Genomic DNA, 26427 nt, shown 5'->3' with positions numbered 1-26427 from the left:
CGTACGGTCGGTGGGCACACCGCCCATCGGGACGAGGCCACGGCTTGGCGACCCTCGACTGTCAGTGGGCGCGAGTAAAGTGCCCCCGCGCATTTCCGGGGCAGCGGATTCTGCCAACTTCACTGGGTGAACACCCGGCAAATCAGCCCAAAGGCAACCGCTCGGGTGTGCATTCACTCACCCTCCCGGGTGTGTGATGTGTGTCACTTAAAGGGTGAAAAAGGGGCGCCAACCTGGGCTGTTACCGGATAAGCAAGGTCGAACTGCGCAGATCAACATGTGGCTACACGATGCACAACCACAACAACGCAAGGCAAGATGGGGGCATCGCTGCACCCGAGTGTGATCGTCGCCACATTGGCGGTCTTTACCTTGCGTACGCGGCGGTAACCGCATTCGGATATGCGGAAGGCCCCACCCGACGACGCCGGCCAGCATCTAGGTGAGGCCCTCCCTCAGCACTCCGCCTGCAGCGCGGCCCCGACCGTTAGGTCGGGGCGCTTCGCGTTACAGCGGCCCGTAGTCCCGCACGATCTTGTAGACCGTGAAGGCCACCGGCCCCAGCCAGCGGACCGCCCGTCGGTGCGGCGGAATCCGCTTGCTGCAGCAGCGGCAGTGCCCCTCAGGCTTCTCGTTCTTCTCAGCCATTGGGATCTATCACCCCCATCCGTGGGACCTACGGATTTCGTAGGTCCGGTGGTGGGCCCACATCCTTCGTGGACTCCCGGGGAGGCACGAGTGTTCGCTGACCCCAGGGGTGACTGATTGCAGAGCAGCGTACCCGCACGGTGCGGAATCCGTGGGGCGGTCAACTTCCCCTCGCCGAATGGTGAGCGAGGCGCTGCGCGCCGCGACGGACGGCTGCACGGGGCATGCATCCTCAACTTCGCACGATCACGGCACTCTTACCTGCAACGCCCCCCGGCCGTACGTCCGGAACGGAGTACCAGTTCCCCTCAGGGGAGTCGCCTATCTCACACGGGAATGTCAGGTTCCAAGTGAACCGTCAGGCCCGAACGACCTTATTAATACGACTAGTTGGGTCGCGCGGTTGCAGAACAACGGCACCGGCACGGGTGCGAGGCGCCTGCCGAGCCCGACGCCGCGACCACAGGTCAAGCTGGCGGACGGCCGCCCGGGGAAGTTCGGCAAGAACGGCGTTCGCCGCGTCGGTGAAGCCCTGGAGCTGGTCGCTGAGTTCGTTCCTAGAGTGGTTCCAAGCCTCCATGTCGAGGGGCTCGTACTGGGGCACGGACTCAGGCACCAGCCTGTGCGTCATGTAGTCGTACAACGCCTGGACGTACGTCTGGACGCTCTTCTGGAGGTCGGTGGCGGCCGTCACGAGGGCCGGCACCATCAGCCGGATGTGCGCGACAGTGTTGTCTAGGGCGGCCATATCCTCGGCCGTCCCGCCGTACAGCACATCTCGGGTGCTGTCGTGCAGGTCGTGGCGTGCGCGGGTGCTCGCATCCCTGTCCGCCCGAACGGCGTCCACCCTCGTTTCGACCTCGTCGAGCTTCAGGAGGGTCTTGGTGGCCTGCTGGAGGAAGCGGAGGCAGGCGGCCCGTCTGTCCCGCAGCCAGTGAGCGTGTTCCGCCACCGATTGCCGCCAGCGACACAATGCCCGTGACCACCGAGGCCGCGACAGCCGCCATTCCTGCATCCATGGCCGCCATACTGCCGTGCTGCGCAGGGCAGTATGGCGGCGGGCTGCGCTGCCCCGGGCTCAAGGCCCGTCCCGCAGCCTCGACAATGCCGCAGTTCAGGTCAGGTTTCGCTCCAGCCAGGTCTTCGTGAGGGCCTTGATCTTGGTGTCCTGGTAGAGCCGGTCGGGGGTGCCCTTGAAGTTGCGGACGGCGTAGAGGAAGGCGCGGTCGCCGCGGGAAGCGCGCGGGGTCGCGGTTTCCTGGACGTGCTTGGCCTGGAACCTGCGCACGAAGCGCCAGTTGAGGGTGGTGTCCCGGGCGGGTTCGTAACTTCGCGGGCCACTCGCTTTCGGACAGGGCCCGGGGGCGTACGGCCGTTGGGCAGCCCGGTTTGACAGGCGACCAGACCAGAACTCTCATATGCCCATGACCCAGGAACCGTTCTGGCAGCAGGCCAATGCGCTGGCCGCGCACATCGTCCGGCGCTCTCCGCGGCTCCTCGGCCAAATCAACCATCGCCGCAGCCAGTTCCGGGGCCGCCTCCGCCGTAGTTGGGGCCGCAGCCTCGACCTCTACTGCCTCACCTTGGACCATGCCCGCGAGCTGGGCGCCTCGATCAACCGGCATGCGCCACAGCCACGCGATCCGCTCACGCAGGTACTGACACAGATCCACGCTCGCGCGTGCCGGGCTGCCGACGAAGTGCACTGTCTGGTGGAAGTCGGCCATGCTCACGGAGCGCTGAAACCAGCCCGGCTCCTCTACGAACTCGCCGTGGTCGCATACGTCCTTGGCGAGTACGGTCGCCAGCCTGAGCAGAACGACCTGGTCGACCGATACCTCGCATACCACGACACCGTCGCCTTCAAAGCAATGGAGACCTACCAGGAACACGTCGAAGCGCTCGGCCAGCACCCCTTCTCCGAAGAGGAAGTGGAAGAGGCCCGGCAGGCCGCAGAGGCCGCCAAGCAGCAGTTCGGCAGGAGCATCGGGAAGCAGTTCGGCTGGGCGGATCTGCTACCCGGCGACAAGCAGAAGTCCACCCAGGATCTGGCCAAACTCGCAGGAATCGCCCACCTCCACCCCTACTTCGAATGGGCTTCCGCTGAAACCCACGCCGGAGCCCAAGGCATCGCGCTGAACACCGTCGCCACCCGCAGAGGACCGGCGCTGAGGGCTGGCCCAAGCGTCGAGGGGATCGCCGATCCGGCCAGCCTCGCCCTGCTCTGCCTGTACCACTGCACCCTGGCGCTCGTCCTCCACTGGAGGCCGCAGCTGGGTGAGCAGGTCTGGATACACCTTCAGGTGGTCGAGGAACTACGGAAGCGGACGGACACGGCGCTAGGAGCCGCTCACCAGAAGGCCAAGCGACTGCCGCTGATCGGCACAAACTAAGCGTCGAGCGCCGTCGCATGCCAACGGATCTCGGCCCTGTTCTCGTCTCGTATAGCTACGGCCAGCAGTATGTAACGCTGAGTAACGGCCCTAGTCCTCGTTTCCTTGATCCTGACCGCCTTGTTGAGCTGAACGAGTGATGGCGAGGGGAGCGCGTCACTCACACTTGGCGTTGTAGCGCCAGCCGATGGACAGGCCGTCCCTCACCAGACCGGCTGGCGCCAGCAGCGTCACTCATCGTCGTGCACCGAGGTGACCGGCAACGGCATGATGACGACGCGAGACCGGCAGCGTCCGCGGCCGGCGGGAGAGGGGACTCGAAGAACATGCCTCTGGATCTGAGCAGGCTGGGCAAGGGCGACCGTGCACCTCTCATCCGCCCACGCGACATCTTCAATGGACTACCGAACCGCCCCTTCCCATACCTTCGTCAGGAGCAGGGCGAGGTATTCGAATCATGGTTCGATATCAGAGACAATCATGACATCGTGATCAAGCAGAACACGGGGGGCGGCAAGACGGTCGTCGGCCTGCTGATCGCGCAGAGCACCTTGAACGAGGGCATCGGCAAGGCCGTCTATCTCACGCCCGACAATTACCTGGCGTCCCAGGCCCGAGCCGAGGCCCATCGGCTGGGACTGGCGACAGCCAGCGACCCGGACGACATGGAGTTCCGCGGTGAGCGGGCAATCCTGATCACCACTTTCCACACCCTCATCAACGGCCTGTCCCGCTTCGGAGTGATCGGCGGATCACACCAGCCCATGGATCTGGGCACTGTGATCGTTGACGATGCCCACGCCGCGCTGGCGGCCGCCGAGGCTCAGTTCACGCTCAACATCGCCCGCGGGCACGCCGCCTATCAGCCGCTCCTGGATATGTTCGAGGGCGACCTACGCCGACAGTCTGCGAAGGCATGGGCGGACATCAGTACAGCGGAGTACACGGCGACCATCCGTGTCCCGTTCTGGGCATGGGCAGACCGGGCCCAGGACGTCATGGAGTTGCTGCACCCGCACCGGGAAAGCAACGATAAGTTCCGGTTCGCGTGGCCCCTGATCGCGGACGTTCTCCCGCTGTGTGCCGCGACCGCGACCAGTCAGGGCTTCGAGATCCGTCCGCCGTGCCCGCCCATCCACATGATCCCGTCCTTCGCGAAGGCCCGCCGCCGCGTCTACCTCACTGCCACTCTCGCAGACGACAGTGTGCTCGTGACCTCGCTCGATGCCGACCCGGAACTCCTGGTCAAACCCGTCACTCCAGGAAGCGCGGCGGACCTCGGCGACCGGTTGATCCTTTCTCCGCTGGCACTCAACCGCAACCTCGACGCCGTGGCCATCAGACAGCTTGCCCGGCAATTCGCCAACGGCGACCGGAACGGTGACGGCGCCCCCGACTCACAGCCGATCAACGTCGTCGTCATTGTGCCTAGTGGGCCGGCAGCGGAGCCGTGGAAGCCATTCGCGGACGCCGTACTCAAAGTCAATGACCTCGCAGCCGGAGTAGAAACTCTCAAGTCCACACGCGGTCGCCTCGTGGTCTTGATCAACAAGTACGACGGGGTCGACCTGCCCGGCGACGCCTGTCGCCTCCTGATCATCGATGGCGTCCCCACTCCGATGAGCGGAGCCGACCGCCGCGAAGCGGATGCGCTGACCGGCAGCCCGACCGTCACAGCACGTGAGATCCAGAGGATCGAGCAGGGCATGGGCCGAGGAGTACGTGATCGGGACGACCACTGTGCCGTTCTCCTTCTCGGAGCCAACCTCGCCCGAGCCACAACGGAGCCTCACCGCCTGTCGATGTTCTCCAATGCGACCCAGGCCCAGCTTGGGCTCAGCCAGGAACTGGCTCTCCAGATCAAGGGTGAGGGAATCAACTCGATTCGGGAGGCTCTCTCCCTCTTCCTCAGCCGGGATCCGGCCTGGGTTGAGGAGAGCCGGCGCCGCACGGCCACGGTCCGCTACGCCGAGTACACGAGAATCCGCCCCGAGGCCGTAGCGAGTCGCCAGGCATTCGATCTGGCCGTCGTTGGCCAGACCAGCAAGGCAGCTGAACGTTTTGTACAGGTGATCAACCAGACCGATGACGCAGCCTTGCGGGGATGGCTGATGGAGCAGCGGGCTGGATACGTCCACTTCACCGATTCGCACCAGGCTCAGCAGGTGCTCGTGAACGCCACGGGACTCAATCACGCGGTACTGCGACCAGCTGCTGGCATCGCCCCCGCCAAGGCGAAAGCCGGGGCGGTTCAAGCCCGAGAAGCAGTCGCGTTCTTGACCGCAACATATGACAATCCGACCCAACTCGTCCTCGGTGTCAAGGCCATGCTGGAGGATGTCGCCTGGGACGAGGAGCGGACAAACCAGGCCGAAGCTGCATGGCAGCAGCTAGGACGACACCTCGGGCTCGCCAGCAGCCGCCCCGACAAGGAGAGCGGTGGTGAAGGGCCAGACAACCTCTGGATCCTCAGTCCGACTCGGCATGCCGTCACAGAACTCAAGACAGGCTGCACCACCGACACCATCTCGAAGCACGATCTGAACCAGCTCGGCGGCAGCGTCCGATGGGATCGCAGGGAATATCCGGAAGCCAGTCCTCTGCCGGTCATGCTCCACCCGAGCAATATTTGCGACTCGCTGGGTACCCCGGAGCCAGGCATGGTCGTCATCACGCCAGACAAGCTCGACGCCCTCAAAGCCGCCGTGACCAAGTACACGGTTGCCCTGGCCGACGGACTGGGTCTGTGGCACGACGAGGCCACCGTTGCAACCCATCTCGTGGCAAACCGCCTGAACGGGGATCAACTTTTCAACGCCTATGCCACCCCGGCGCGCAAGGTCTGAATCGATCTCAACGATCAAATGATTGGGGCTGCCGACCCATGGTCGGCGGCCCCAAGTAGCGAGTTCTCCAGGTCACCCTATTCAGCGATAGCGCCACACCTGTTGCACTCGCTATCGTCACCGCGCCGCGTTGCACGAAATGCCCTCGGTAAGCTTTATTTTCAACGTTTGCTTCGGCCTCACGTGCCGATGACCTTGTCTCAGGTTCCCCTTCTTGGGATATTGATAACTTCGGCTTACGGAACCTGCGAGTGAGGGTTTGGGCTCAACGCCCTCCGTGGATGCCTTCGGCCACTGGCGGGTCGTCGTCGACGTAGCCACGAGGGTCGGCATCCAAGAAGATGCCATAGGGCAGGTCGCCCAAGTGCACGAGAAGCTTGGTGCCCCCTTCGAGGTCGCACGCTGCGCAGTGAAACCCGTGAGGGCGGAGGAAAACCTCCTCCGTGTTGACGGTGAATTGGCCGTCGGCGTGGACGTGGATGGCCTCCACCTCGCCAGCCATCCACCCCTGAGAGCCGCAGGCCGGGCACTCCACTGGCGCTTCCCGGCCCATGGTGATCATCGGCTTGCTGGTGATTGCCGCCAGGACCACGTCACGCTCTTTGGGTGACATGTGACCGAAGCGCTGCTCGAACAACGAACGGGCCTTGACCAGCAGGGCTTCCGCCGCAACGCGTTCCTGTCGCACCTGCTTCTCGACCAGTTTGTCGTGCAGGGCCAAGTACCTGCCCCAGTAGCTGTTCGCATCAACTTTCAGTTCTTCGAGAACCGGGTCGACCAAGCGCAGACAGACCGTGAACACTGCTTCAGATTGTGCCGAATCGTGTATCGCGCTGTGGGCAACTCCGTTGCGGGCGTCCGCCAGGGGTTCGAGATCCTCTTTGCTGATCGGGATCTTCCCGGGAAGAAGCTTGGCCACCCGCAGGTAGGCGTCAACAAGACCGATGGTCTTGACCTTGGTCAGTGGGCCTGCGTGGGAGCCCAGGCCCGTGGCATGGAGCAACGAGTCGAAGTGCCGACCGTCGACGATCAAAACGGGATGAATCCCTGCAAGGTATGCCTTGAGCAGGTGCTCCGTAGCGACTCCAGCATGGTGAACGGCGAAGTCGTGGCTCTCGGGGCCCTCGACAAAGGCCGCCAGTGCGGCATTCATCCATCTGCGGGATGAACCCTTCAACTGCTCTGCATCCATGGCCGAAACGATATGACCGCTGGACCGTCAAGCGCTCGGAGTTTCTCCAGTGTCCGCTGTGCGGCTCAGCTGGAGGACGGGGACGGTCGTAGAGCTGTGCGGCGCATCGAGCCCAGTTGCCTCCGGGCTGGGTCCAAGCGGTGGCCGTTCCGGGCTGATTCCCAAGAGCTCTGTGAGAACCGCCGCCGGCAGCTGGGGGAGAGAGCTCCATCAAACCCGGAGCGGTTCAGTCACCGCTCCAGTCGGAACCGTCGAAGACTGCCAGGAGCGTGGACGGCTCGGTCTGCAAGCCACGAGCAAGCTTGATCAAGGTAGTCAAGCTTGGGTTGCGACGCCCGTGCTCGATGTAGACCACTCCGCGGAAGCTCATACCGCTTCTGCTGGCGAGCTCCTCAAGAGTGAGCCCACGAGCCTCACGCAACCGACGCACATGCATGCCGAAGGTGTGGAGTTGAGGGTCAGGCGGATCAAGGCGGGGCACGAACTCGACTTGACATCTGTGCCCATTTGACTGCCATGAACAGCTGTGCATAATCAGCACGGAGTGCTGTGCTTCAGCCTTGTTGAGTCTGGAAGCGACCGTCGACGAAGCCAGGTTTCTTGGAGAGGACGCCGCTATGCCGGCCCCGAGGAAGTACCCGCCAGAATTGATTGAGCGGGCAGTTCGGATGGTCATTGAGATGAGGTCGACCAGTCCCGGACGCTCCGGCCTCGTGCGACAGGTGGGGGAACTGCTGAGGGTGCACCCAGAGGTACTACGGCACTGGGTTAACAAAGCCGATGCAGAAGCTGGTCGAAATGGTGAAACTGCCGTGAGCGCCACTTCCCGAGTGCGTCAGCTTGAGAAGGAGAACGCTGACCTGCGTCGCCTGAACGGAATTCTTAAGGCGGCTGCCGTCCTGTTCGCGGCGGATCTCGAACCTAGACAATAAGCGGCTGTATCACTGGCTCCCAACGCTGCGCATGGCCCCAATTACGCCGTCGGCTACTTGTCTTATGCGCCAGTAGGCAATAACTGAGCCGCTAAAGATACACGACAACCACGGAAAATTATCGCCACCGCCTTCCGGGTGACCGCCGGCCCATCTCCCAAGTGAGGCCAATCATGAAAGGCTAGCCAACTCGCATGCGACCCAGTGCTTAATTCGCTCGCACACGCAGAGTTTGAGTTCGATTAGGGGAAAAGAGGCTTCGTTGCTGCAGAGCAGGCAATGTAGAACATCGAATCGACAGGGTTCACGGGAGGAAGCCAGGGCGACCGTCGGCGGCGGTGAAATGGTAGGTGGTGGCCTCGGAGAGGACACCGAGGGGCGGATCGCCGTTCTCGATGATCACAGCCTGGCCGGGGAAGGCGAGCATGTCTTCGTAGAAGCGGTCCACGACGGTGGATGTGATGCGTACGTCGGGTAGGTCGGGGTCCTGTGGGGTGTTCTTCACCGGCTGGCGGTAGGTGACCACGGGGGAGTCCAGGATGACGAAGCCGAGATGGGGGAGATCTCGGTCGATGCAGAAGCGGGCCAGGGCGGTGGTGAAGGCCGAGTGAAGTACGGACCGCACGCCCTTGCCGCGACCAGCGCGCGGGCGGCCCCCGGCTCGGATCTCGGCGTTGTACTGGTCGTACCCGGAGTTGTCGACTGCCGGTACTTCCCAACTGCCTAGGGTGCGTTGGAGAACCGAGTCGAAGTCGTTGACGACACGGGCGGCGATGTATTCCGCAGGCCGGGCAGCGGGTACCGCTCCTTCCCCGTCAAGGCGAGAGCGCTTGTCCTCAAGTTCCGCGATCCGCGCATGCAGTTCCAGCCCCCGCTCGACTGCAGATCGTGCGTCCAGCAGCTCTTGAAGGCCTTCCCGGAGCGGTGCGAGCTGGCCCTCGGCTTCGGCGATGACTTCGTCCAGCGCCTCCAGGTCGCTCTTGACGGTCTGCCAGGTCCGGGTGCTTTCTTCCTGTTCGCGGGCGAGGTCGGCGATGGTCGGCAGAAGGTCGTTGAGCAGGGCTGTCGTTTTCACGGCTTCTGCCTGTACCGCAGTGTGGAGCTGAGTGGCTTCCTGCTGGCTGTGGCCGGGGTGCTGGTGCTCGGGATCCGCTCCGCAAAAGACGCAGGTTCCGACGCGGAAGTAGCCGAGGATGCTGCCAGCCTCGTTGACCATGACCAAACGCTCCAGATCGGAGCGGTACTGGTCTTCCAGCAGGCTGAACCGTCCCAGCAGATCGCTGACCTCGGCCAGCCGTTCGTCGAGCACAGCAAGTCGGCGGGCGTGCGCCATGCGCTCGCGTACTGCTTCGCGGTGACCCGCGTCGGCCGTGCGCAGGGCAGTGTTCTGCGCGTCGATCGCGGTTTTGACCCGCGCCAGGCGGTCCTTGAGGTCACGCTCAGGCTCGTCCGACTCAAGCTTCGCCCATAAGTCGATCACGAGCTGGTCCAAGAGGTTGATCTGTCCCCTGTTCACACGCCGCTGTCCCGCGTTGGGCCCGGTGTCGACGGCAGGGTCTCCCTCCCCGGTCAGGAGGAACCGCATGACCGACATCTCTGCGGTGCGGGTGCTGGCGGTGCCGGTGCGCAGCACCGGGGAGGGCATGGCGATCATGCGGTCCTCCGTAACGACGGACAGGTGCACCAGATCGGTCAGCGCCAGGGAACGGGTGCCACCGGCTTCGTTCTTGCGGATGAGAACCTCGTCCAGACCCATGGCGCGCATCAGGTGGACCGAGAGGCTGTTCCTGCTGCGGACGTTGTGCACCGAGTTCACGATGACATCCGCCGGGCGGTGAACCCGGTCACGGAGGTCCTCATAGTGCAGATGCGTGGAGTTGGTGCCGGGGCGACGGACGAGCGTCAGCGGACTGCCGTCGGGCAGTAGCAGCCCGAGCAGTATCTGGGTGTACCCGTCGGCCTCCGGGACCATCTCCAACTGGGCGCCGCCGAGCATGTACTCGACCGACCTGACGATGAAGGTTTTTCCGGTGTCGGATGCGCCGTAGATGGTGGTCAGCTCGGGGCCGAAGACGATTTGCGCTGATGGCTTGTCCGAGCCGGCGTAGGTGAGGTGGACCAGCTGGAGACTACCCACGATGGTCCTCGAACGGGCGGCGGGTCATGGGGGTGGGGGGAGCCGTCATCAGGGACTGGGTGGTGGCGCGTACGTCGGTGTCCGGGGCCCAGTGGTGGACAGCCCACTCGGCGCGCTCGCGGAGCCGCAGGAGGTAGGGGGCTTCGAGAACGTCCACGAAGGCCGGGCCGCGTTCCGTGGCCCGGTAGACCAGGCCGGTCCCGTCCGCTTCGAGTTCGGCCAGGCCGGCGCGGATGAGCACCAGAAGCGCCTGTTCGAGGACGGTGCGCTTCAGGCCGAACTCTCCGGAGCGGGCGGGCAGGTCCGGGTGCAGGCTGGGCGGTCCGTCGAATTCGGCGCTGTGCAGCACAGCATGGTCCAGGAGCGCGAGTTGGGCCAGGTCCAGAGCATCGGGATGGCTTTCCGAGAGCAGCACCAGTGCCCGCACGCCGATCTCCAGCGGGCTGTTCAGCGGTTTCATGTCCCTTCTCCCTCGCACCACGTGAGCTCGTTCTCGTTCGCCAGGTGATGGCATACCCCGGTACGGTCCAGAGTTCTCACGTGCTGGGCGAAAATCGTCTGCGTCAGCCCGGCACTGATCGCCTGGGAGGTGACAGCCTGCAGGCGCTTCCACCCTGTGGGGTGGTCATCCCTTGCCACGTCGACCACGGCGTCGTATATGTCCTTGACGATGGCCTCGAAATGACCTTCGGGGTAGGCCTCCTCCCCGAAGCGACGGAGAGATTCGGCGCTGAAGAACGCTTCGCGCTGATGGCGCAGGTGCGGACCAGCCGTGGGGTGCTGCGCAATCTGGTTAACGGTGCTGGCATTGCTGGGCCAGCGCTCGGCGTAGACCTGGACGAGCTGCTGCACGTAGCGGGCCTCGCGCGGCTCCGGCTTCTCGGGCGGTTCCTTGACAGCCGGGCGGGGCGGGGACTCCGGCGGGAATCGCTTCACCCAGAAGTCAGTCGTCTTGTGCTGTTCGAGCATCTTCTTCATGTTGACGGTCTGAAAGATCTCGAACGACGTGTCCGCCGCCAACTCCTCGGCCTCGCGCCTCAATCGGGGGCCCAGGTCCGTGATGACCTTGTCTGTGGTCTCGCGCAGCGACTCCACGAAGTCCTTGCGGGTACGGAGCGGGCGTTGCAGGGCCTGTTGCAGGCTGGGGCCGATGGACGGGGCGACGAAGGTGTACTGCTCCGGCACGATGAACTGACCGGTGACCACGCCCGCGAACATCTTCCGGATCTCACCCGCGGCGGTGCTCCAGGCCAGTGTTCCCTTGTAGCGCTTGCACTGGTAGTTGTGCCAAGGACCTTCCAGGCCCTGGCGGGTGAGGAATCCGGCCACGTCGATGCCGTGATCGCCAGCGCCTCCTTGGTGCTCCACCCGTACATACAGGCTGTTCAGCGAGGGCACCCACTCCTCGACGAACTTCTCGAACTCGTCGGGATCGTAGGTGAAGACCAGCTTTTCAGGCGACGGCATGGCCGGAAACTGCATGGACGTTGGATAGTTGAGGATCAGCGGCGGGGCGTCTGCCCGGCCGTCTGCCTTCCGCGGTTCCTGACTCGGATCCAACATCTCCCCCTGAATGCCGCCGCCATTTTCCGCGATGGACCCACTAGAGGTATCACTGGCAGGTCGTTCACGAAAAGACCACAACCGAGCGAATAGGAGTCAGGTGCCAGTGTGAACCGTTCCGGGTTCGATAGGGACTCGGGCCTGTACCGAGTTGTGCGGAGTACCGGAACGCGGACGGCGTCGGCCAGTGCCACACCCGCTCGCAGGATCTCGTCGTCGCACATCGTGTCGAAGTCCCGCCCGGGCCGAGGCCAGGAGGCGCGTCAGCGCCCACCCCGAAAGCGTAGTGACATGCCGACCGGCTCTGGGGCGAGCGACGCGGGCACCACGAAAGCGGACCCCGCTCGGGGCGCTGTGTCTGACGGGCCGACAACTGTCGGTTCCGGCAAGTACTCTGGGTGATGGAGCGCACCGATGTCGGTGACCCGCACCAACCTCAGTGGACCGATCCCGGTTCGGGGTGGCCAGTACCGCGATTCCCGTGAGGATTCAGCGGTGGCCGGGTGATGGTGATCTGTCCAAGGTGGTCGCAACGGCCCAGTGCCCCGCAGCGGCGGGGAGGCGGTACGGCGGCGGCACACACCTCTGCACCCGCAGGAGGCGGACCCACTCCGCGTCCCGATCCGTTCAGGGAATGCGGCGCAAGCCCCTTCCTCGCGTGCGAAAGCAGAGGTGCGGTATGTCACCGCGTCGTCCCAAGCGCCCTGTCGGGCGCTTCCCCTATCTCGACGATCCCGAGTACCGGGCACAGTTCGTCGAGGCCGGCCTGGCCGATCCCCGATGCACTCTCGACCGAGGCGCACTGGAGCGTATGGCCACCGATGCCGTCAATCTCAAGCCGCTGATCGCGTCGAGCGGGAACAAGACCACCGGCGTGGTCGTCCACGGCTTCAAGGAAGCCGCCGTGCACCCGGTGGTCACCGAGCACGGCACCCTCTACCAGATGAGGGTCCAACAGCCCGGCATCGCCAGTGCGATCAACCAGTTCAACATCCGCTTCGCCTACGACGTCGCCCAGAACGCCGCCGTCACCACCCCGCGCGTGACCCCGGCCGCATCCCCGGACGGCGGGCAACTGGCACTTCTGGAGGTCGAGTTCGCCTCCGAGGAAGCGCTGCTGGACCACCTGACCTTCATCGAGGGCCGGCTCAGCGCGGCGGAGAAGGCCCGCAAGTACGACTTGAAGGCGGACCTCGCGGTCTCGGGCCAGACCGAGCCGGCGACCTACCACATCGTGCGCTACCGCTTCGGGGACCAGGTCTGGTACGTCACCGTCTCGACGGCCGGGACGAACCGCACCCTCCACCGGCACAGCCTGCTCGGACTCCAGCCCGCCGTCGGACTGCTCGGCCTGCCGCAGAAGGTCCTCGGCGGAGCCGAAGGCCAGCGCTGGCGCAACCCGGCCGACTGGCGGGACCGCTACACCGCGCAGCTCAACAGGTACGACGGAGTCGACCCCCAGGATATCGAGATCCCGGCGGACGACCCGGAGAAGGCCAAGGAGGCGCGCGCGTGGGCGGAGCTGGCGGCCTCCGCGTTGCCGGTGGCGACCACCGGCGCCGTCTTCGTCATCGGCTACGTGCCGGCCACCGGCAATCGCCCGGACTTCGACGCCGCGCTCGCGTCCACCAACCTACGCACCCACCTGCGCGGCCCGCTCGACTTCTCCGGCCCCAACCAGGCCATGGCGTCCGGCCGGACGCTGGTCGACCACGCGTTCGCGGACGACGCGATCACGGAGTTGGAGCACGCGGTCCTCACCGGGACCCGCCCGGCCGCAGACCTGCACGACGACCCGCGCGAGGCCGTGCTGAACCTCGTCCGGCTGGCGGACCGGGTGGTCTTCCCCAGCGACATTCCCAGCCTGCGCCGGACAACCAAGGTCCTCGTCGAGCCGTCACCGGCCCGCCTGCAGACCAAGCACGCCCAGACCCGCGGCGAGATCCGCAGCGCACTGCTCACAGCTGCCGTCGGCGGGGTGGACCTCCCGGCCGCCGCCATGGACACCCCCCATCACGGCACGGTACGCAACGGCATCGCCACCACAGGGCTGTCCGCCGCCGAGCTGATCGCCGCGGCGACGGCGGTCGAGCCGAGCGAGAGCCGCGACGCGGCCCGCACCGAGCTGGCGCACATCGCGGTACCGGGCCTCGTCAACGGCAAGGTGCTGCTCGGCTCCTACGGTTCCACCGGCGACCGCCGGACGGTACCCACCAAGCTCGCCGCGGCCCGCGTCACCGACGAGGGGATCAGGCTGTTCGTCGAGGCCATCGACGCCTTCGCCGAGGTGATGCAACTGCGCGCTGGCCGCGAGATCACGCCCCAGGCGGGCACGGCGCCGGGCCGGCTGCGCAAGGTGGTCAGCAGGGACACCGACGACGCGGCCAAGCCGGCCGACTCGGCGTGGTTCACCAAGCACTGGCCGGTGGAGACCACCAACTCCGATTCGAGCGGCGGAGCGAGCACCGCGTCCAGGCTCTCCGACAGCGAGCAGTGGACGGACAAGGTCAAGGACACCCTCGGCAGGGTCACGGCCGCGAAGAAGTCCATGACGGCCCTCTCCATGCACTTCAAGGAGATGCACTCCCTCGTGGGACCGGGCAGGGATCTGACCGCCGACGAGCGGCAGTCCTGGGAGGACGAGCTCGACACGGTGAAGTCCCAATTGGACGACGCCCGCGAGTACCTGAGGAAGCTGCGGTACCGGCCGGCCGACACCACTGCCACGAGCGGTGACATCACCGACTTCGCCTTCGCGGCGGAGGAGTCCGAGTGAGCGGCCTCCTGCCGGGGGCGCGTCTGGCGCAGGACGCCGCACCGCCGCCAGGCCCGGTCCTGCGGCCAGTGCACGTCCCGCTTCTCGCTCGCGCCCTGAGCGGCTACAGCAGCAGCGCCCCGTACTGGTCACTGGTCGACACTGTCGAGGCCTTCTGTCCGGGTCTCTACCTCGTCGCTGACGCCCAAGGACGCATCGTCTGGCTCGGGATGGCGGCCGGCGACCAGGGGGTGACCGGGCGGATCAGGACGCATCTGGGCGAGCCCTGGAAGCGCGCCGTCTTCCACCGGGTCTGGGTCGCCTCCGCCTACGACCAGATCTCCCGACCCGCTCTGGAGGCCGCCGAAGGCTGGGCTGCCGACGCGCTGGATCTGCGTACCCGGATGCCGCACCGCACCTGGCCGTCGTCCACCCACTGGCAGTTGCTCGTCGGCCGTCAACCTGTGGTGTGACCGCGTAGAGCGTGGGTCCGGGATCGCTGCGCTCCCGGACCCACGCCCGCCCTCGCCGTCCAAGGGCGGCATCGGACGGCGTACGCGACCACCCGGCCGCAACCTCCGGGGTGGGGACACGCGCTGCCTGCAGGGCATCTTGAAGCGCACCTGTGACGAGCTTGGCTCACCACTTGCCTAACTTGCCTTACTGAGCTCTACAGCTCTGTACTGCAGAGTCGCTTGACAACACTAGATAAAACTTGCGGCGGTCGCCTTCGCGGCCGCGCTCTACAAGGTGCTGACGAGTGGGCAGGTCAGTGCGGAGCTGCAGGGGATCGTGGAACGGGCGCTCAATGTCCAGATGTGAAGGGCGGAGAAGGGCGCGGCGGATCGCGTCGGTGGTGAGGGGGTCGGCTCGGGCCGGAAGGGCGGTCCGCGGCTCGCTCCGCTGCCAGGACCGGGGATTTGTGACCGCTGAGGCGGCCGTGGTGCTGCCCGCGTTGGTGCTCGTCGCGATGTCGCTGGTGTGGGCCCTGCTGGCAGCCTCCGCGCAGATCCAGTGCCAGGACGCGGCGAGGGCAGGCGCCCGCGCGGCGGCCCGTCAGGACTCGCCCGACGCGGTCCTGACGACGACGCGCCGCGCGGCACCGCGTGGCGCGCGGGTCGAGGTGAGCCGGGAGGGCGACCTTGTCCGGGTGACGGTCACGGCGAGTGCTCCGGGCCCGGACGCGTTGACCCTGGAGCTGAGCGATGAGGCAGTGGCTTTGGCGGAGGAGACGGTGGGGGTGAGCGGGGAATGACGGGAGGTGGCTGCCCCGCGGCCTTGGAGCGCCTCGGGAAGAGGCGGCGGGGCGGGTGCGTCAGGTGGGTCCACCCGTCGGGCACGGCAGACAGGTTGACGGCGTCGCGCAGGTCCGGCATACCGGCTGGGTCGGACAGAGGGGCGGCGACCGTCTGGTCGGTCGGGGTGATCGCCGTGCTGTGCGCGGTGTTCGGGGTGGTCCTGGCCATGGGGCAGGTCGTCCTGGTCCGTCACCGGGCGGCGGGAGCAGCCGACTTGGCGGCGCTCGCGGCGGCGGACCACTGGATGGACGGTCCGACGGTCGCCTGCGGCAAGGCGGACCGAGTGGCACGCGCCCAGCACGCACGCCTCGTCCGATGCGTACTCGGCGGCGAGATCTCGGACGTCACGGCGGCCTCGGGCCAGGGGCCGTTCGCGGCGGAGGTGAGGTCGAGGGCGGGGCCTGCGGGGCCGGTGGGACCTCCGCAGCCGGAGGAGACCGCTGGGCCTCCGCAGGGCGGACTCGGCGTCGTCGGTGGCCCCGGTGGCCCCGGTGACCAGGTCCTCGCGCCGAAGGCGGAACCCGACTAGTGGACACGGCCGACTGGTATTTCGCCATGAACTGTCCGACACGGCGGGGGAGTTCGCCCGGTTGCTGTTGTCCGCCTCGGGACGGGGCGGGGCGGGGCCGGGCCGGGCAGGGCAGGGTTGGACGGCCACCCCGCCCCAACGAGGAGTTCTACAAGCGGCACGACATCGTGCAACGTGCCTCGCGGTCTCGCGGTCTCGTGGTTTCAACCGCCTCAAATGGATCCGTTGTTCGTCGGCCCCCTCCGGCGGACGTGCAGCGCGCTGCACGTCCAGAAGAAGCGGTGCACGACCCCGAAGGGGGTGAGGCCCGTGTCGGCGAACAGGCGGGCGTAGTGGTCTGCGCGCCGTTTGCGGCCGCCGACGTTGCGCATCATGTTGCAGGTCCAGGCGAGGGGCTAGGCGAGGGGGCTAGGTCTCCGGCGCCTCCCGCAGCAGCTCCGTGAGCAATCGCACAGCGCCCCGTTTGTGCAGGGGATCGTTGCCGTTGCCGCACTTGGGGGACTGGATGCAGGACGGGCAGCCGGCCTCGCACTCGCAGGAGGCGATGGCCTGGCGGGTGGCTGTGAGCCAGGCGCGGGCGGTGTGGAAGGCGCGCTCCGCGAAGCCCGCGCCGCCGGGGTGGCCGTCGTACACGAAGACCGTGGGCAGCAGGGTGTCCGGGTGCAGCGGGACGGAGACGCCGCCGATGTCCCAGCGGTCGCAGGTGGCGAAGAGCGGCAACATGCCGATGGAGGCGTGCTCGGCCGCGTGCAGGGCGCCGCCGAGGATCTCCGGGTTGATCCGGGCCGCGTCCAGCTGGTCCTCGGTGACCGTCCACCACACGGCACGGGTTCGCAGCGTACGAGGAGGGAGGTCGAGTTTCGTCTCGCCCAGGACCTCACCGGTGATGACGCGGCGGCGCAGGAAGGAGACGACCTGGTTGGTGACTTCGACGGAGCCGAAGCACAACCGGCCGTGGCCCCAGGGGACTTCGACGTCCGTCTCCAGGACGGAGATGGCGGTGGTGTCGCGGGCGACCGTCGAATACGGCGGGTTGGCCTCCTCGACCAGGGCGACGGAATCCGTCAGGTCCAGCTTGCGTACCAGGTAGGTGCGGCCCTGGTGCAGGTGGACCGCGCCCTCGTGGACCGTCGTGTGCGAGGCGCTCGCGTCGACCGTGCCGAGCAGCCGGCCGGTGCCTGCCTCGACGACCTGCACCGGGCTGCCGCCCTCACCGCGGATGTCGGTCAGGTCGGCGGCCCGCTCCCGGCGCGTCCAGTGCCAGGCCTTCGTCCGGCGGCGCAGCAGCTTCGCGGCCTCCAACTGGGGCAGCAGACCGGCGGCCGCCGGGCCGAAGAGCTTCAAGTCGTCGTCCGTGAGCGGGATCTCGGCGGCGGCTGCGCACAGGTGCGGGGCGAGGACGTACGGGTTGTCGGGGTCGAGAACGGTGGACTCCACGGGCTGGTCGAAGAGGGCCTCGGGATGGTGGACCAGGAAGGTGTCCAGCGGGTCGTCGCGGGCGACGAGGATCGCCAGCGCGCCCTGTCCCGAGCGGCCGGCGCGGCCCGCCTGCTGCCACAGTGATGCTCGGGTGCCTGGGTAGCCCGCGATGACGACCGCGTCGAGGCCGGAGATGTCGATGCCGAGTTCGAGGGCGGTGGTGGCGGCGAGGCCGAGGAGTTCGCCGGAGTGGAGGGCGCGTTCGAGGGCGCGGCGTTCCTCCGGGAGGTAGCCGCCGCGGTAGGCGGCCACTCGCCGGGCCAGTGAGCGGTCGATCTCGGCGAGGCGTTCCTGGGCGATCATCGCGATCAGCTCGGCGCCGCGGCGGGAACGTACGAAGGCGATCGAGCGCATGCCCTGGACGGTGAGGTCGGTGAGGAGGTCGGCGGTCTCGGCGGTGGCGGTACGGCGGACGGGGGCACCCTTTTCGCCGTGCAGTTCGGTGAGAGGGGGTTCCCAGAGGGCGAAGACCAGCTCGCCGCGCGGGGAGGCATCGTCGGCGACCTCGACCACCGGCAGGCCCGTCAGACGGCGTGCGGCGACCGAGGGCTCGGCTGCGGTCGCGGAGGCCAGCAGGAAGACGGGGGAGGCGCCGTAGTGGGCGCACAGGCGGCGCAGTCGGCGCAGGATCTGGGCGACATGGGAGCCGAAGACACCGCGGTAGGTGTGGCACTCGTCGATGACGACGTACTGCAGGGCACGGAGGAAGGAGGACCAGCGGGGGTGGGAGGGCAATATGCCGCGGTGCAGCATGTCGGGGTTGGTCAGGACGTAGTTGGCGTACTGGCGCACCCACTCGCGTTCCTCGAAGGGCGTGTCCCCGTCGTAGGCGGCTGGGCGTACGGCGTTTCCCAGAGGTTGTGAAAGTTCCTTCACAGATCGGCGCTGATCTGCGGCGAGGGCCTTGGTCGGGGCGAGGTAGAGGGCGGTCGCGCCGCGGCCGTTCGGAGACTCGGAGCCGTCCAGGAGGGCCGACAGGACCGGCACGAGGTACGCCAGGGACTTGCCGGAGGCGGTGCCCGTGGCGACGATCACCGACTCGCCGTCCAAGGCGTGTTCGGCGGCCAGAGCCTGGTGGGACCAGGGGTGTTCGATGCCTGCGGCCTGCACCGCGGCGATGACCTCCGAGCGGATCCGGTCGGGCCAGACGGCATGGCGACCCGCACGAGGGGGCAAGTGCTCCGTATGAGTGATGCGCGAAGCCCGGCTCGGCCCCGAGGCGAGCCGGTCCAGGACCGTGCTCGGCGAGGGGCGGGAAGCGGTGTCCGTCGAGGGTCGATCGGATCGGTGATTCTTGGCCATCGGCATCGAGTGTGTCACCGGCATGACGGACAATGGAGCCAAGGCGTCGTGCACGCCTGCCGGTAAGTGATTGAATGCCATCGCGGCTGGCGAACCGTCCCGGGGGCTCCGCCGAGGTGTCCCGTGGGGCGACCGCTCGATAGCAAGGTGCTGGAGGATTCGTGGACCTGTCTCTGTCGACTCGCAGTGTGTCCGGCCCTAACGGCGACCGTACGGTCGTCGAGGTCGGTGGCGAAATCGATGTATATACCGCGCCCAAGCTGCGCGAGCAGCTGGTCGAGCTGGTGAACGACGGCAGTTTCCACCTCGTCGTCGACATGGAGGGCGTGGACTTCCTCGACTCCACCGGGCTCGGCGTCCTTGTGGGCGGCCTGAAGCGTGTGCGCGCCCACGAGGGCTCGCTGCGCCTGGTCTGCAACCAGGAGCGCATTCTGAAGATCTTCCGTATCACCGGCCTCACCAAGGTGTTCCCGATCCACACCTCGGTCGAGGAAGCGGTGAACGCCACCGACTGACCCGTCCGCGGGCCGTGAGCCGACGGACGGCAGAAGTCGCGCGCCCATGACGGCAGAAGCAACAGAGGGGGTCCGGGCCCGGGTGGCCCGGCCCTCCGACAGCACGCCCGTAGCTGAGGGGGATGCATGGCCACCGTTGAGCTCCGCTTCAGCGCGCTGCCCGAGCACGTCAGGACCGCCCGACTGGTGGCGGCAGCGGTGGCGCGCAGGGCCGGAGTGGACGAGGCGGTACTCGACGAGGTCAGACTCGCCGTCGGCGAGGCCTGCACCCGCGCCGTCGGGCTGCACCAGAGCAGCGGCATCTCGGCGCCGGTGCGGGTGCTGCTGATCGAGGAGGAGAAGCAGTTCTCCATCGAGGTCGGCGACGAAGCGCCGCGCACGGCTCCCGGTGAGTCGGTGCCCGGCGCACCCCACGGCGACTCCGACACGGAGACCGAGGAGGACGAGATGGGGCTCGCTGTCATCAGCGGCCTCGTCGACGACGTCGAGGTCACCGCAGGGGAGCACGGCGGACTGATCAGGATGAGCTGGCCGACCACGCCGCCGGCCACGCTCGCTCCCTGAGCGGATCCCCGTAGCCCCTCGTAATCGCTTAAGCAAACCAAAAGGGCCCTGCTCAGCAGGGCCCTTTTGCATGCCCCGGTACTCCTGCCCTCTCATGACGCGGCCTTTTCGTGAATTTATTCACGATCAATTGCGCGATTATTTGATCAAGTGTCAACGGTTTTGGGGCATTACCTCTTTTGGGGCCCATGGGCACCGGGCGATCATTTGCTGAAGAGCATGCGAAGGTTGATTCCGTTTACCGCCCACTGTTTTGATCAGGTTCCGGTACCTACAATCCGTCCACATCTTGAGCTCGGTCCAAGCGTCAAGGAGGACGAATGGCGGGGCTTTCTACCCCTCAGAAGTTTGACCAGTCCACAACCTTCGCAGCGGCAGTACTGACCGACGACAACCGTCTCATCGTGATGGTCATCGGGGCCGTCGCGCTCGCGGCGCTCGTGGTCGCCGGGGTCCTGGTACGCCAGGTGCTTGCGGCGGGCGAGGGCACAGACAGCATGAAGGAGATCGCAAGGGCGATCCAGGAGGGCGCGAATGCCTACCTGGGACGGCAGATGCGCACCCTCGCGGTATTCGCCGCCGTGGTGTTCTTCCTGCTCATGCTGCTTCCTGCGGACGACTGGAATCAGCGTGCCGGACGGTCGATCTTCTTCTTGATCGGCGCGGCGTTCTCGGCGACCACCGGTTATATCGGTATGTGGCTCGCCGTACGGAGCAATGTCCGCGTGGCCGCCGCGGCAAGGGAAGCGACTCCGGCGGAGGGTGAGCCCGAAAAGGATCTCACCGCCGTCTCGCACAAAGCCATGAAGATCGCTTTCCGTACGGGTGGCGTCGTCGGCATGTTCACGGTGGGGCTCGGTCTGCTGGGCGCCTCCTGTGTGGTGCTGGTGTACGCCGCCGACGCTCCGAAGGTCCTGGAGGGCTTCGGCCTCGGTGCCGCGCTGATCGCGATGTTCATGCGTGTCGGCGGCGGCATCTTCACCAAGGCCGCCGACGTCGGCGCCGACCTGGTCGGCAAGGTCGAGAAGGGCATTCCGGAGGACGACCCTCGCAATGCCGCGACCATCGCCGACAATGTGGGCGACAACGTCGGCGACTGTGCCGGCATGGCCGCGGACCTCTTCGAGTCGTACGCCGTGACCCTGGTGGCCGCGCTGATCCTCGGCAAGGCGGCCTTCGGCGACGCCGGGCTCGCGTTCCCGCTGATCGTGCCCGCGATCGGCGTACTCACCGCGATGGTCGGCATCTTCGCGGTGGCGCCCCGCCGTTCCGACCGCAGCGGCATGTCCGCGATCAACCGCGGGTTCTTCATCTCCGCGGTGATCTCGCTCGTGCTCGTGGCCGTGGCCGTCTACACCTATCTCCCGGGGAAGTACGCCGACCTCGACGGCATCACGGACGTCGCGATCTCGGCCAAGGCCGGCGACCCGCGGATCCTCGCTTTGGTCGCCGTCGCGATCGGCATCGTCATGGCCGCGCTGATCCAGCAACTGACCGGCTACTTCACCGAGACGACCCGCCGTCCCGTACGGGACATCGGCAAGAGCTCGCTCACCGGCGCTGCCACCGTCGTCCTCGCAGGTATCTCCATCGGTCTGGAATCAGCCGTCTACACCGCCCTGTTGATCGGCCTCGGCGTGTACGGGGCCTTCCTGCTCGGCGGTACGTCGATCATGCTGGCGCTCTTCGCCGTGGCCCTCGCCGGCACCGGTCTGCTCACCACGGTCGGCGTGATCGTGGCGATGGACACCTTCGGGCCCGTCTCCGACAACGCGCAGGGCATCGCCGAGATGTCCGGTGACGTCGAGGGCGCGGGCGCACAGGTGCTCACCGACCTGGACGCCGTCGGCAACACCACCAAGGCCATCACCAAGGGCATCGCCATCGCCACCGCCGTACTCGCGGCCTCGGCGCTCTTCGGCTCGTACCGCGACGCGATCCTCACGGCCGCGAACGAAGTCGGCGAGAAGGTCTCGGGACCGGGCGCACCGATGAACCTGATGATGGACATCTCCCAGCCCAACAACCTGGTCGGTCTCATCGCGGGCGCCGCGGTCGTCTTCCTCTTCTCGGGGCTGGCGATCAACGCGGTCTCGCGGTCCGCCGGGGCCGTGGTCTACGAGGTGCGGCGGCAGTTCCGCGAGCACCCCGGGATCATGGACTACACCGAGAAACCCGAGTACGGGCGTGTCGTCGACATCTGCACCAAGGACGCGTTGCGCGAACTGGCCACGCCCGGTCTGCTCGCCGTACTCACGCCGATCGCGATCGGGTTCACGCTCGGCGTCGGCGCGCTCGGCTCGTTCCTGGCGGGCGCGATCGGCACCGGCACGCTGATGGCGGTCTTCCTCGCCAACTCGGGCGGTGCCTGGGACAACGCGAAGAAGCTCGTCGAGGACGGTCACCATGGCGGCAAGGGCAGCGAGGCACATGCCGCGACGGTGATCGGCGACACCGTCGGCGACCCCTTCAAGGACACCGCGGGACCCGCGATCAACCCGCTGTTGAAGGTGATGAACCTGGTGGCGCTGCTCATCGCGCCCGCGGTCGTCAAGTTCTCGTACGGCGACGACGAGAGCGTGGGCATGCGGGTGCTGATCGCGGTGCTCTCGTTCCTTGTCATCATCGGCGCGGTGTACATCTCCAAGCGGCGCGGGATCGCCGTTGGTGACGAAGGCGACGCGGAAAGGGTGACCAAGTCGGCCGACCCCGCGGTGGTGCCGTAGGGAGTCCGGTGGCGCCCGGTCGCGCACCTGGTCAGGGTTCCGCAGGGAGCCCATAGGATCCGCACAAGTAGCGGGCGGACGGCGCGTACGCATGTGCCGTCCGCCCGCCTTGTCTGTGTTCACACCTTCTCCGTGAGCCTTCTCTCCCTTGGTGCAAATGGCTTCAGAAAGTATTAAAGCCGACATTCGACGTGCGAATGTCGCGCGCATGCCGTGTATGTTCCGGGGCCGAGAGCCATGGAAGGGACCAATCCGGTGAACAAGAAGCTCGCGGCCGCACTGTCCGGCGGTGCGGTACTGGTACTGGCGCTGTCGGGATGCAGCAGCGACGACACCAACGACAAGCTGAACTCCTGGGCCAAGGAGGTCTGTGTCGCGGTGCAGCCGCAGATCCAGAAGATCGCGGCGGCCAACGCCCAGATCCAGCAGGAGACCTCGGACGACAGCACGCCGGAAGAGGTGCAGAAGGCCGACTCCACGGGCTTCCAGGACATCTCCGACGCCTACAAGACGATGGCGACCGCCATCGCGAACGTCGGGCCCCCGGACGTCGACGACGGCAAGAAGAAGCAGGAGGACGCGGTCAAGGAGCTCAACGGTCTCTCCGCGTCCTACGCCGAGCTGGTGAAGCAGTCGGACGCCCTCGACACCAAGGACCAGGCGAAGTTCGCGGACGGACTCAGCGGGGTCGCCGAGCAGTTGGGCGAGCTGGGCAAGAGCGGGAACGACGCCCTGAAGAAGCTCGAAGAGGGAGACGTCGGCAAGGCCATGGCCACGCAGGAGAGCTGCAAGTCCACCCCTGCCTCCGCCCCGGCCTCCTCGGCCGCCTCGCCTTCGTCGACCGAGGGCTGACCCGGACGAGGCCGACACTGCCGGGCTGATCCCGGGAGGGCGATCCTTCGTCAACCGAAAGAAGGCCCGGTACGCGCGCGTGCCGGGCCTTCGGGGTGTGCTGGGGTGTCGGATGTGTGGCTTGCGGGTGCCGGGGGTGGGGTGTGGGCCTGTGTGGCCTCGGCTGTGTGATGTGTGTTGTGTGCTGTGCCGGGGTGCCGGGCGCGGGGGGTGCTGGGGGCGTCTGCCTGCGTGGCGCTGTCCGTGTCCCTGGTGCGGCCGTCCGTCGTGTGCCTGGTGCGGCGTCGTTCGTGTGCCTTGCGCCGGGTCGGCTGTCCACAGGTCTACGCGGGATCGGCACGGACTTGTCCACAGGTGTGCGTGTGGTCGACGGGGCTGTCCACAGGCGCACGCGCCCGTCGGCGGGAGCGGCCACAATGGGGGACGTGAGCCACACCAGCCAGTCACCCTTGCCCTCGTCCTTGCCCTCGTCCGACCGCACCGACGTCGCCGCCCGGTTGCGTGACGCCCTGCTCGGGGCGGCCTTCACCGCCGATGGTCTGCTCGATCTGCTCGGCGCTCCCGCGTACGCGGCGCTGGCGCGCAGCGAGACCGTGCCCGCGCTCCGGGCCACCCGGGGGGACACGCCGCTGGAGATGCTCGTACGGCTCTTCCTGCTGCAGCAGCCCGTGCCGCACGAGCGCGTGGCGGACGTTCTGCCGGTCGGGGACTGCGTGGAGAGTGGCTGGCTGGCGCGGGTGGGCGGGGACGAGGTCGCCGCGACCGTGGATATCCGGCCCTATGGCGGAGCCGACGGGCAGGACTGGTTCATCGTGTCCGACCTGGGATGTGCCGTCGGCGGTGCGGGCGGCATCAGCAGCCGGGACGAAGGCGTCGTACTTGGCGTGGGCGGCGCCTCCACGACCCTCGCGGGCATCACTGTCCGTGCGCCCGCGGAGTCCGCCCTCGACCTCGGCACCGGCTCCGGGATCCAGGCCCTGCACGCCGCTCAGCACGCCACGCGCGTGACCGCGACCGACGTCAACCCGCGCGCACTGCACATCACCGCGCTCACCCTCGCCCTCTCCGGCGCCCCGGCCGCCGAGCTGCGGGAGGGCTCGCTCTTCGAGCCGGTCGCCGACGAGACGTACGACCTGATCGTCTCGAACCCGCCCTTCGTGATCTCGCCGGGCGCCCGGCTCACCTACCGCGACGGCGGAATGGGCGGGGACGATCTGTGCAGGACGCTCGTTCAGCAGGCGGGGGCGCGTCTCAGAGACGGGGGGTATGCGCAGTTTCTGGCCAACTGGCAGCATGTGGAGGGCGAGGAGTGGCAGGACCGGCTCCGGTCGTGGGTGCCGCGCGACTGTGACGCGTGGATCGTGCAGCGCGAGGTCCAGGACGTCACGCAGTACGCCGAGTTGTGGCTGCGCGACGCGGGCGACCATCGGGTGGATCCCGCCGAGTACCAGGCGCGGTACGACGCCTGGCTGGACGAGTTCGAGGCCCGCAAGGTGAAGGCGGTCGGCTTCGGGTGGATCACGCTGCGCAAGGCCCCGGCCGCGCAGCCCTCGATCACGGTCGAGGAGTGGCCGCACCCCGTCGAACAGCCCCTCGGCGAGGCCGTGCGCGCGCACTTCGCCCGCGTCGACTACCTGCGGGCGCACGATGACGCCGCCCTGCTCGCCGAGCACTTCAGGCTCGCGGTCGAGGTCGTCCAGGAGCAGGTGGGGCTGCCGGGCGCCGAGGACCCGGAGCATGTGGTGCTGCGCCAGAACCGCGGGATGCGCCGGGCCACGAAGGTCGACACGGTCGGCGCGGGTTTCGCCGGTGTGTGCGACGGCACACTGAGCGCCGGCCGGATTCTGGACGCCATCGCCCAACTGGTCGGCGAGGATCCGGTGTTGCTGCGGGACCGGACGCCCGCGCAGATCAGGCTGCTGGTGGAGCAAGGGTTCCTTGAGCCCGCGGGGTGATGACGGCTACCCGCGCGGTGACGACGACTACCGGGGGCTGATCACGACTACCCGGGGGCTGATGACGGCTACCCCGGGGGTGATGACGGCTACCCGCGAGGTGATGACGGCTACCCGCGAGGTGATGAGGGATAAGGAGGGCTGAGGAATAAGGAGGGTTGAAGGCTGAGCAGGGCTGAAGGCTGAGGGTGAGCCTGCGGCATCGTGCCCGCGGCGACTCCTGATCGCGCAGCTGAATGTGACGGTTCCCGATCGCTGAGCGCGTACGGCCCCGGAATTCGAGTCCGGAAGCAACAAGTTCGAGACGAGTTGGCGCGATGGGTCCGTGACGCACCGTGCCGTACTCAGGGGCGCACGCGTGGCGCGGCCGGAGGGGCTCATGGGGTGTCGGGTGTCGGCCGCCCGGCGTTCATCAGGGGTTCGTATGTCCGCTGTCGGGGCCTGTCAGCGTCCCGACCCTGAAGACTCGGGCGGAAGGACTGAACCGTGGAAAGTGGACCGGCGATCTTCGCGGGGGCGGTGTTCGCGCTGTTCGGAGGCGGACTGCTGGCCTGGACCGCGACCAGGCTGCGCCACGGCGAGCCCGTCGCCGTCGGTGTGAACCGCGTCGCATCGGCGACGCTGGTGAGCGTCGCCGGAGTGGGTGCATTGGCGCTCGCGATGTGGTGCATCACGCGCGCGTGAGGGCGACGGCTTGGGTAACTAGGAGGTCACACTCCGGATAGGGCCGAAACGGCTGGT

Annotated in this window: 23 protein-coding genes and 1 pseudogene; 14 read left to right on the top strand and 10 right to left on the bottom strand. The window is 67.2% G+C overall.

Annotated features, from left to right (window positions below; all coding sequences use genetic code 11):
- Positions 1 to 507: 507 nt before the first annotated feature.
- The 3 genes from ACFYPC_RS11100 to ACFYPC_RS11090 form a co-directional block, all read right to left on the bottom strand.
- The gene (locus tag ACFYPC_RS11100; protein WP_388673690.1) at positions 508 to 648 is read right to left on the bottom strand and encodes a hypothetical protein; all 141 of its coding nucleotides are present in this window, start codon (positions 646 to 648) and stop codon (positions 508 to 510) included.
- Between the two features lie 358 nt (positions 649 to 1006).
- On the bottom strand, positions 1007 to 1600 hold the full coding sequence (locus tag ACFYPC_RS11095; protein ID WP_388673688.1) for a hypothetical protein: 594 nt from the start codon (positions 1598 to 1600) through the stop codon (positions 1007 to 1009).
- Positions 1601 to 1762: 162 nt separating this feature from the next.
- The gene (locus ACFYPC_RS11090; protein ID WP_388673686.1) at positions 1763 to 1936 is read right to left on the bottom strand and encodes a hypothetical protein; all 174 of its coding nucleotides are present in this window, start codon (positions 1934 to 1936) and stop codon (positions 1763 to 1765) included.
- 136 nt (positions 1937 to 2072) lie between these two features.
- Here ACFYPC_RS11090 and ACFYPC_RS11085 point away from each other — a divergent pair, with 136 nt between their 5' ends.
- Together ACFYPC_RS11085 and ACFYPC_RS11080 are read left to right on the top strand one after the other, a co-directional pair.
- A complete protein-coding gene (locus ACFYPC_RS11085; protein ID WP_388673684.1) occupies positions 2073 to 3041 on the top strand; it encodes a DUF5677 domain-containing protein in 969 nt (322 codons plus the stop codon).
- 326 nt (positions 3042 to 3367) lie between these two features.
- A complete protein-coding gene (locus tag ACFYPC_RS11080) occupies positions 3368 to 5887 on the top strand; it encodes a DEAD/DEAH box helicase (protein WP_388673682.1) in 2520 nt (839 codons plus the stop codon).
- A gap of 265 nt (positions 5888 to 6152) precedes the next feature.
- Here the strand turns inward: ACFYPC_RS11080 and ACFYPC_RS11075 are convergent, their stop codons facing one another.
- On the bottom strand, positions 6153 to 7079 hold the full coding sequence (locus ACFYPC_RS11075) for a hypothetical protein (protein WP_388673680.1): 927 nt from the start codon (positions 7077 to 7079) through the stop codon (positions 6153 to 6155).
- A 226-nt stretch (positions 7080 to 7305) separates the two neighbouring features.
- The gene (locus tag ACFYPC_RS11070) at positions 7306 to 7515 is read right to left on the bottom strand and encodes a helix-turn-helix domain-containing protein (RefSeq protein WP_388673678.1); all 210 of its coding nucleotides are present in this window, start codon (positions 7513 to 7515) and stop codon (positions 7306 to 7308) included.
- A 181-nt stretch (positions 7516 to 7696) separates the two neighbouring features.
- Between ACFYPC_RS11070 and ACFYPC_RS11065 the strand changes: the two genes are divergently transcribed.
- On the top strand, positions 7697 to 8011 hold the full coding sequence (locus ACFYPC_RS11065) for a transposase (RefSeq protein ID WP_388674317.1): 315 nt from the start codon (positions 7697 to 7699) through the stop codon (positions 8009 to 8011).
- Between the two features lie 304 nt (positions 8012 to 8315).
- Here ACFYPC_RS11065 and ACFYPC_RS11060 read toward each other — a convergent pair whose 3' ends face one another.
- From ACFYPC_RS11060 to ACFYPC_RS11050, 3 genes are read right to left on the bottom strand one after another with little or no spacing between them, the layout of a single operon-like run.
- The gene (locus ACFYPC_RS11060; RefSeq protein ID WP_388673676.1) at positions 8316 to 10148 is read right to left on the bottom strand and encodes a hypothetical protein; all 1833 of its coding nucleotides are present in this window, start codon (positions 10146 to 10148) and stop codon (positions 8316 to 8318) included.
- Positions 10141 to 10608 (bottom strand): ABC-three component system middle component 2, encoded by a 468-nt coding sequence (locus tag ACFYPC_RS11055; protein WP_388673674.1) that lies wholly within the window; start codon positions 10606 to 10608, stop codon positions 10141 to 10143. Before ACFYPC_RS11055 ends, ACFYPC_RS11060 begins: the two co-directional genes overlap by 8 nt.
- Complete coding sequence (locus ACFYPC_RS11050) at positions 10605 to 11630, bottom strand: ABC-three component system protein (RefSeq protein WP_388673672.1); 1026 nt, start codon at positions 11628 to 11630, stop codon at positions 10605 to 10607. The genes ACFYPC_RS11055 and ACFYPC_RS11050 overlap by 4 nt, the downstream gene beginning before the upstream one ends.
- A 760-nt stretch (positions 11631 to 12390) precedes the next feature.
- On the opposite strand from ACFYPC_RS11050, the gene ACFYPC_RS11045 reads away from it, so the two are divergent.
- The 5 genes and pseudogenes from ACFYPC_RS11045 to ACFYPC_RS11025 all read left to right on the top strand — a co-directional run bounded on the left by ACFYPC_RS11045 (position 12391) and on the right by ACFYPC_RS11025 (position 16293).
- Positions 12391 to 14487 (top strand): hypothetical protein, encoded by a 2097-nt coding sequence (locus ACFYPC_RS11045; protein ID WP_388673670.1) that lies wholly within the window; start codon positions 12391 to 12393, stop codon positions 14485 to 14487.
- Positions 14484 to 14939, top strand: coding sequence for a hypothetical protein (locus ACFYPC_RS11040; protein WP_388673668.1), 456 nt, complete (start codon positions 14484 to 14486; stop codon positions 14937 to 14939). The genes ACFYPC_RS11045 and ACFYPC_RS11040 overlap by 4 nt, the downstream gene beginning before the upstream one ends.
- 241 nt (positions 14940 to 15180) lie before the next feature.
- Positions 15181 to 15288 (top strand): annotated as a pseudogene (locus ACFYPC_RS11035) (DUF4244 domain-containing protein); the annotation flags it as partial.
- Complete coding sequence (locus ACFYPC_RS11030) at positions 15275 to 15721, top strand: TadE family type IV pilus minor pilin (protein WP_388673666.1); 447 nt, start codon at positions 15275 to 15277, stop codon at positions 15719 to 15721. The pseudogene ACFYPC_RS11035 and the gene ACFYPC_RS11030, both read left to right, overlap by 14 nt.
- Positions 15718 to 16293 (top strand): Rv3654c family TadE-like protein, encoded by a 576-nt coding sequence (locus ACFYPC_RS11025; protein ID WP_388673664.1) that lies wholly within the window; start codon positions 15718 to 15720, stop codon positions 16291 to 16293. Before ACFYPC_RS11030 ends, ACFYPC_RS11025 begins: the two co-directional genes overlap by 4 nt.
- Before the next feature lie 212 nt (positions 16294 to 16505).
- Here ACFYPC_RS11025 and ACFYPC_RS11020 read toward each other — a convergent pair whose 3' ends face one another.
- Positions 16506 to 16667 (bottom strand): hypothetical protein, encoded by a 162-nt coding sequence (locus tag ACFYPC_RS11020; protein WP_388673662.1) that lies wholly within the window; start codon positions 16665 to 16667, stop codon positions 16506 to 16508.
- 34 nt (positions 16668 to 16701) lie between these two features.
- Positions 16702 to 19155 (bottom strand): DEAD/DEAH box helicase, encoded by a 2454-nt coding sequence (locus tag ACFYPC_RS11015; protein WP_388673660.1) that lies wholly within the window; start codon positions 19153 to 19155, stop codon positions 16702 to 16704.
- Between the two features lie 80 nt (positions 19156 to 19235).
- Here ACFYPC_RS11015 and bldG point away from each other — a divergent pair, with 80 nt between their 5' ends.
- The 6 genes from bldG (at position 19236) to ACFYPC_RS10985 (ending at position 26370) form a co-directional block, all read left to right on the top strand.
- Positions 19236 to 19589, top strand: coding sequence for an anti-sigma factor antagonist BldG (bldG, locus tag ACFYPC_RS11010; RefSeq protein ID WP_266457251.1), 354 nt, complete (start codon positions 19236 to 19238; stop codon positions 19587 to 19589).
- Positions 19590 to 19715: 126 nt separating this feature from the next.
- Entirely contained in the window at positions 19716 to 20153 is a 438-nt protein-coding gene (locus ACFYPC_RS11005; RefSeq protein ID WP_388673658.1) for an ATP-binding protein, read from the top strand.
- 320 nt (positions 20154 to 20473) lie between these two features.
- Positions 20474 to 22879 (top strand): sodium-translocating pyrophosphatase, encoded by a 2406-nt coding sequence (locus tag ACFYPC_RS11000; protein WP_388673656.1) that lies wholly within the window; start codon positions 20474 to 20476, stop codon positions 22877 to 22879.
- 237 nt (positions 22880 to 23116) lie between these two features.
- The gene (locus ACFYPC_RS10995; RefSeq protein ID WP_388673654.1) at positions 23117 to 23731 is read left to right on the top strand and encodes a small secreted protein; all 615 of its coding nucleotides are present in this window, start codon (positions 23117 to 23119) and stop codon (positions 23729 to 23731) included.
- Between the two features lie 416 nt (positions 23732 to 24147).
- Positions 24148 to 25686, top strand: a complete 1539-nt coding sequence (locus ACFYPC_RS10990) for a methyltransferase (RefSeq protein ID WP_388673652.1) — start codon at positions 24148 to 24150, stop codon at positions 25684 to 25686.
- A 486-nt stretch (positions 25687 to 26172) separates the two neighbouring features.
- Positions 26173 to 26370 carry a hypothetical protein gene (locus tag ACFYPC_RS10985; RefSeq protein ID WP_388673650.1) on the top strand — a complete coding sequence of 66 codons (198 nt, stop codon included), beginning with the start codon at positions 26173 to 26175 and terminating at the stop codon, positions 26368 to 26370.
- Positions 26371 to 26427 lie beyond the last annotated feature (57 nt).

This window comes from Streptomyces sp. NPDC005808, assembly GCF_042871385.1.
GTDB lineage: Bacteria > Actinomycetota > Actinomycetes > Streptomycetales > Streptomycetaceae > Streptomyces.
This window is presented reverse-complemented; position numbering and strand designations above follow the sequence as displayed.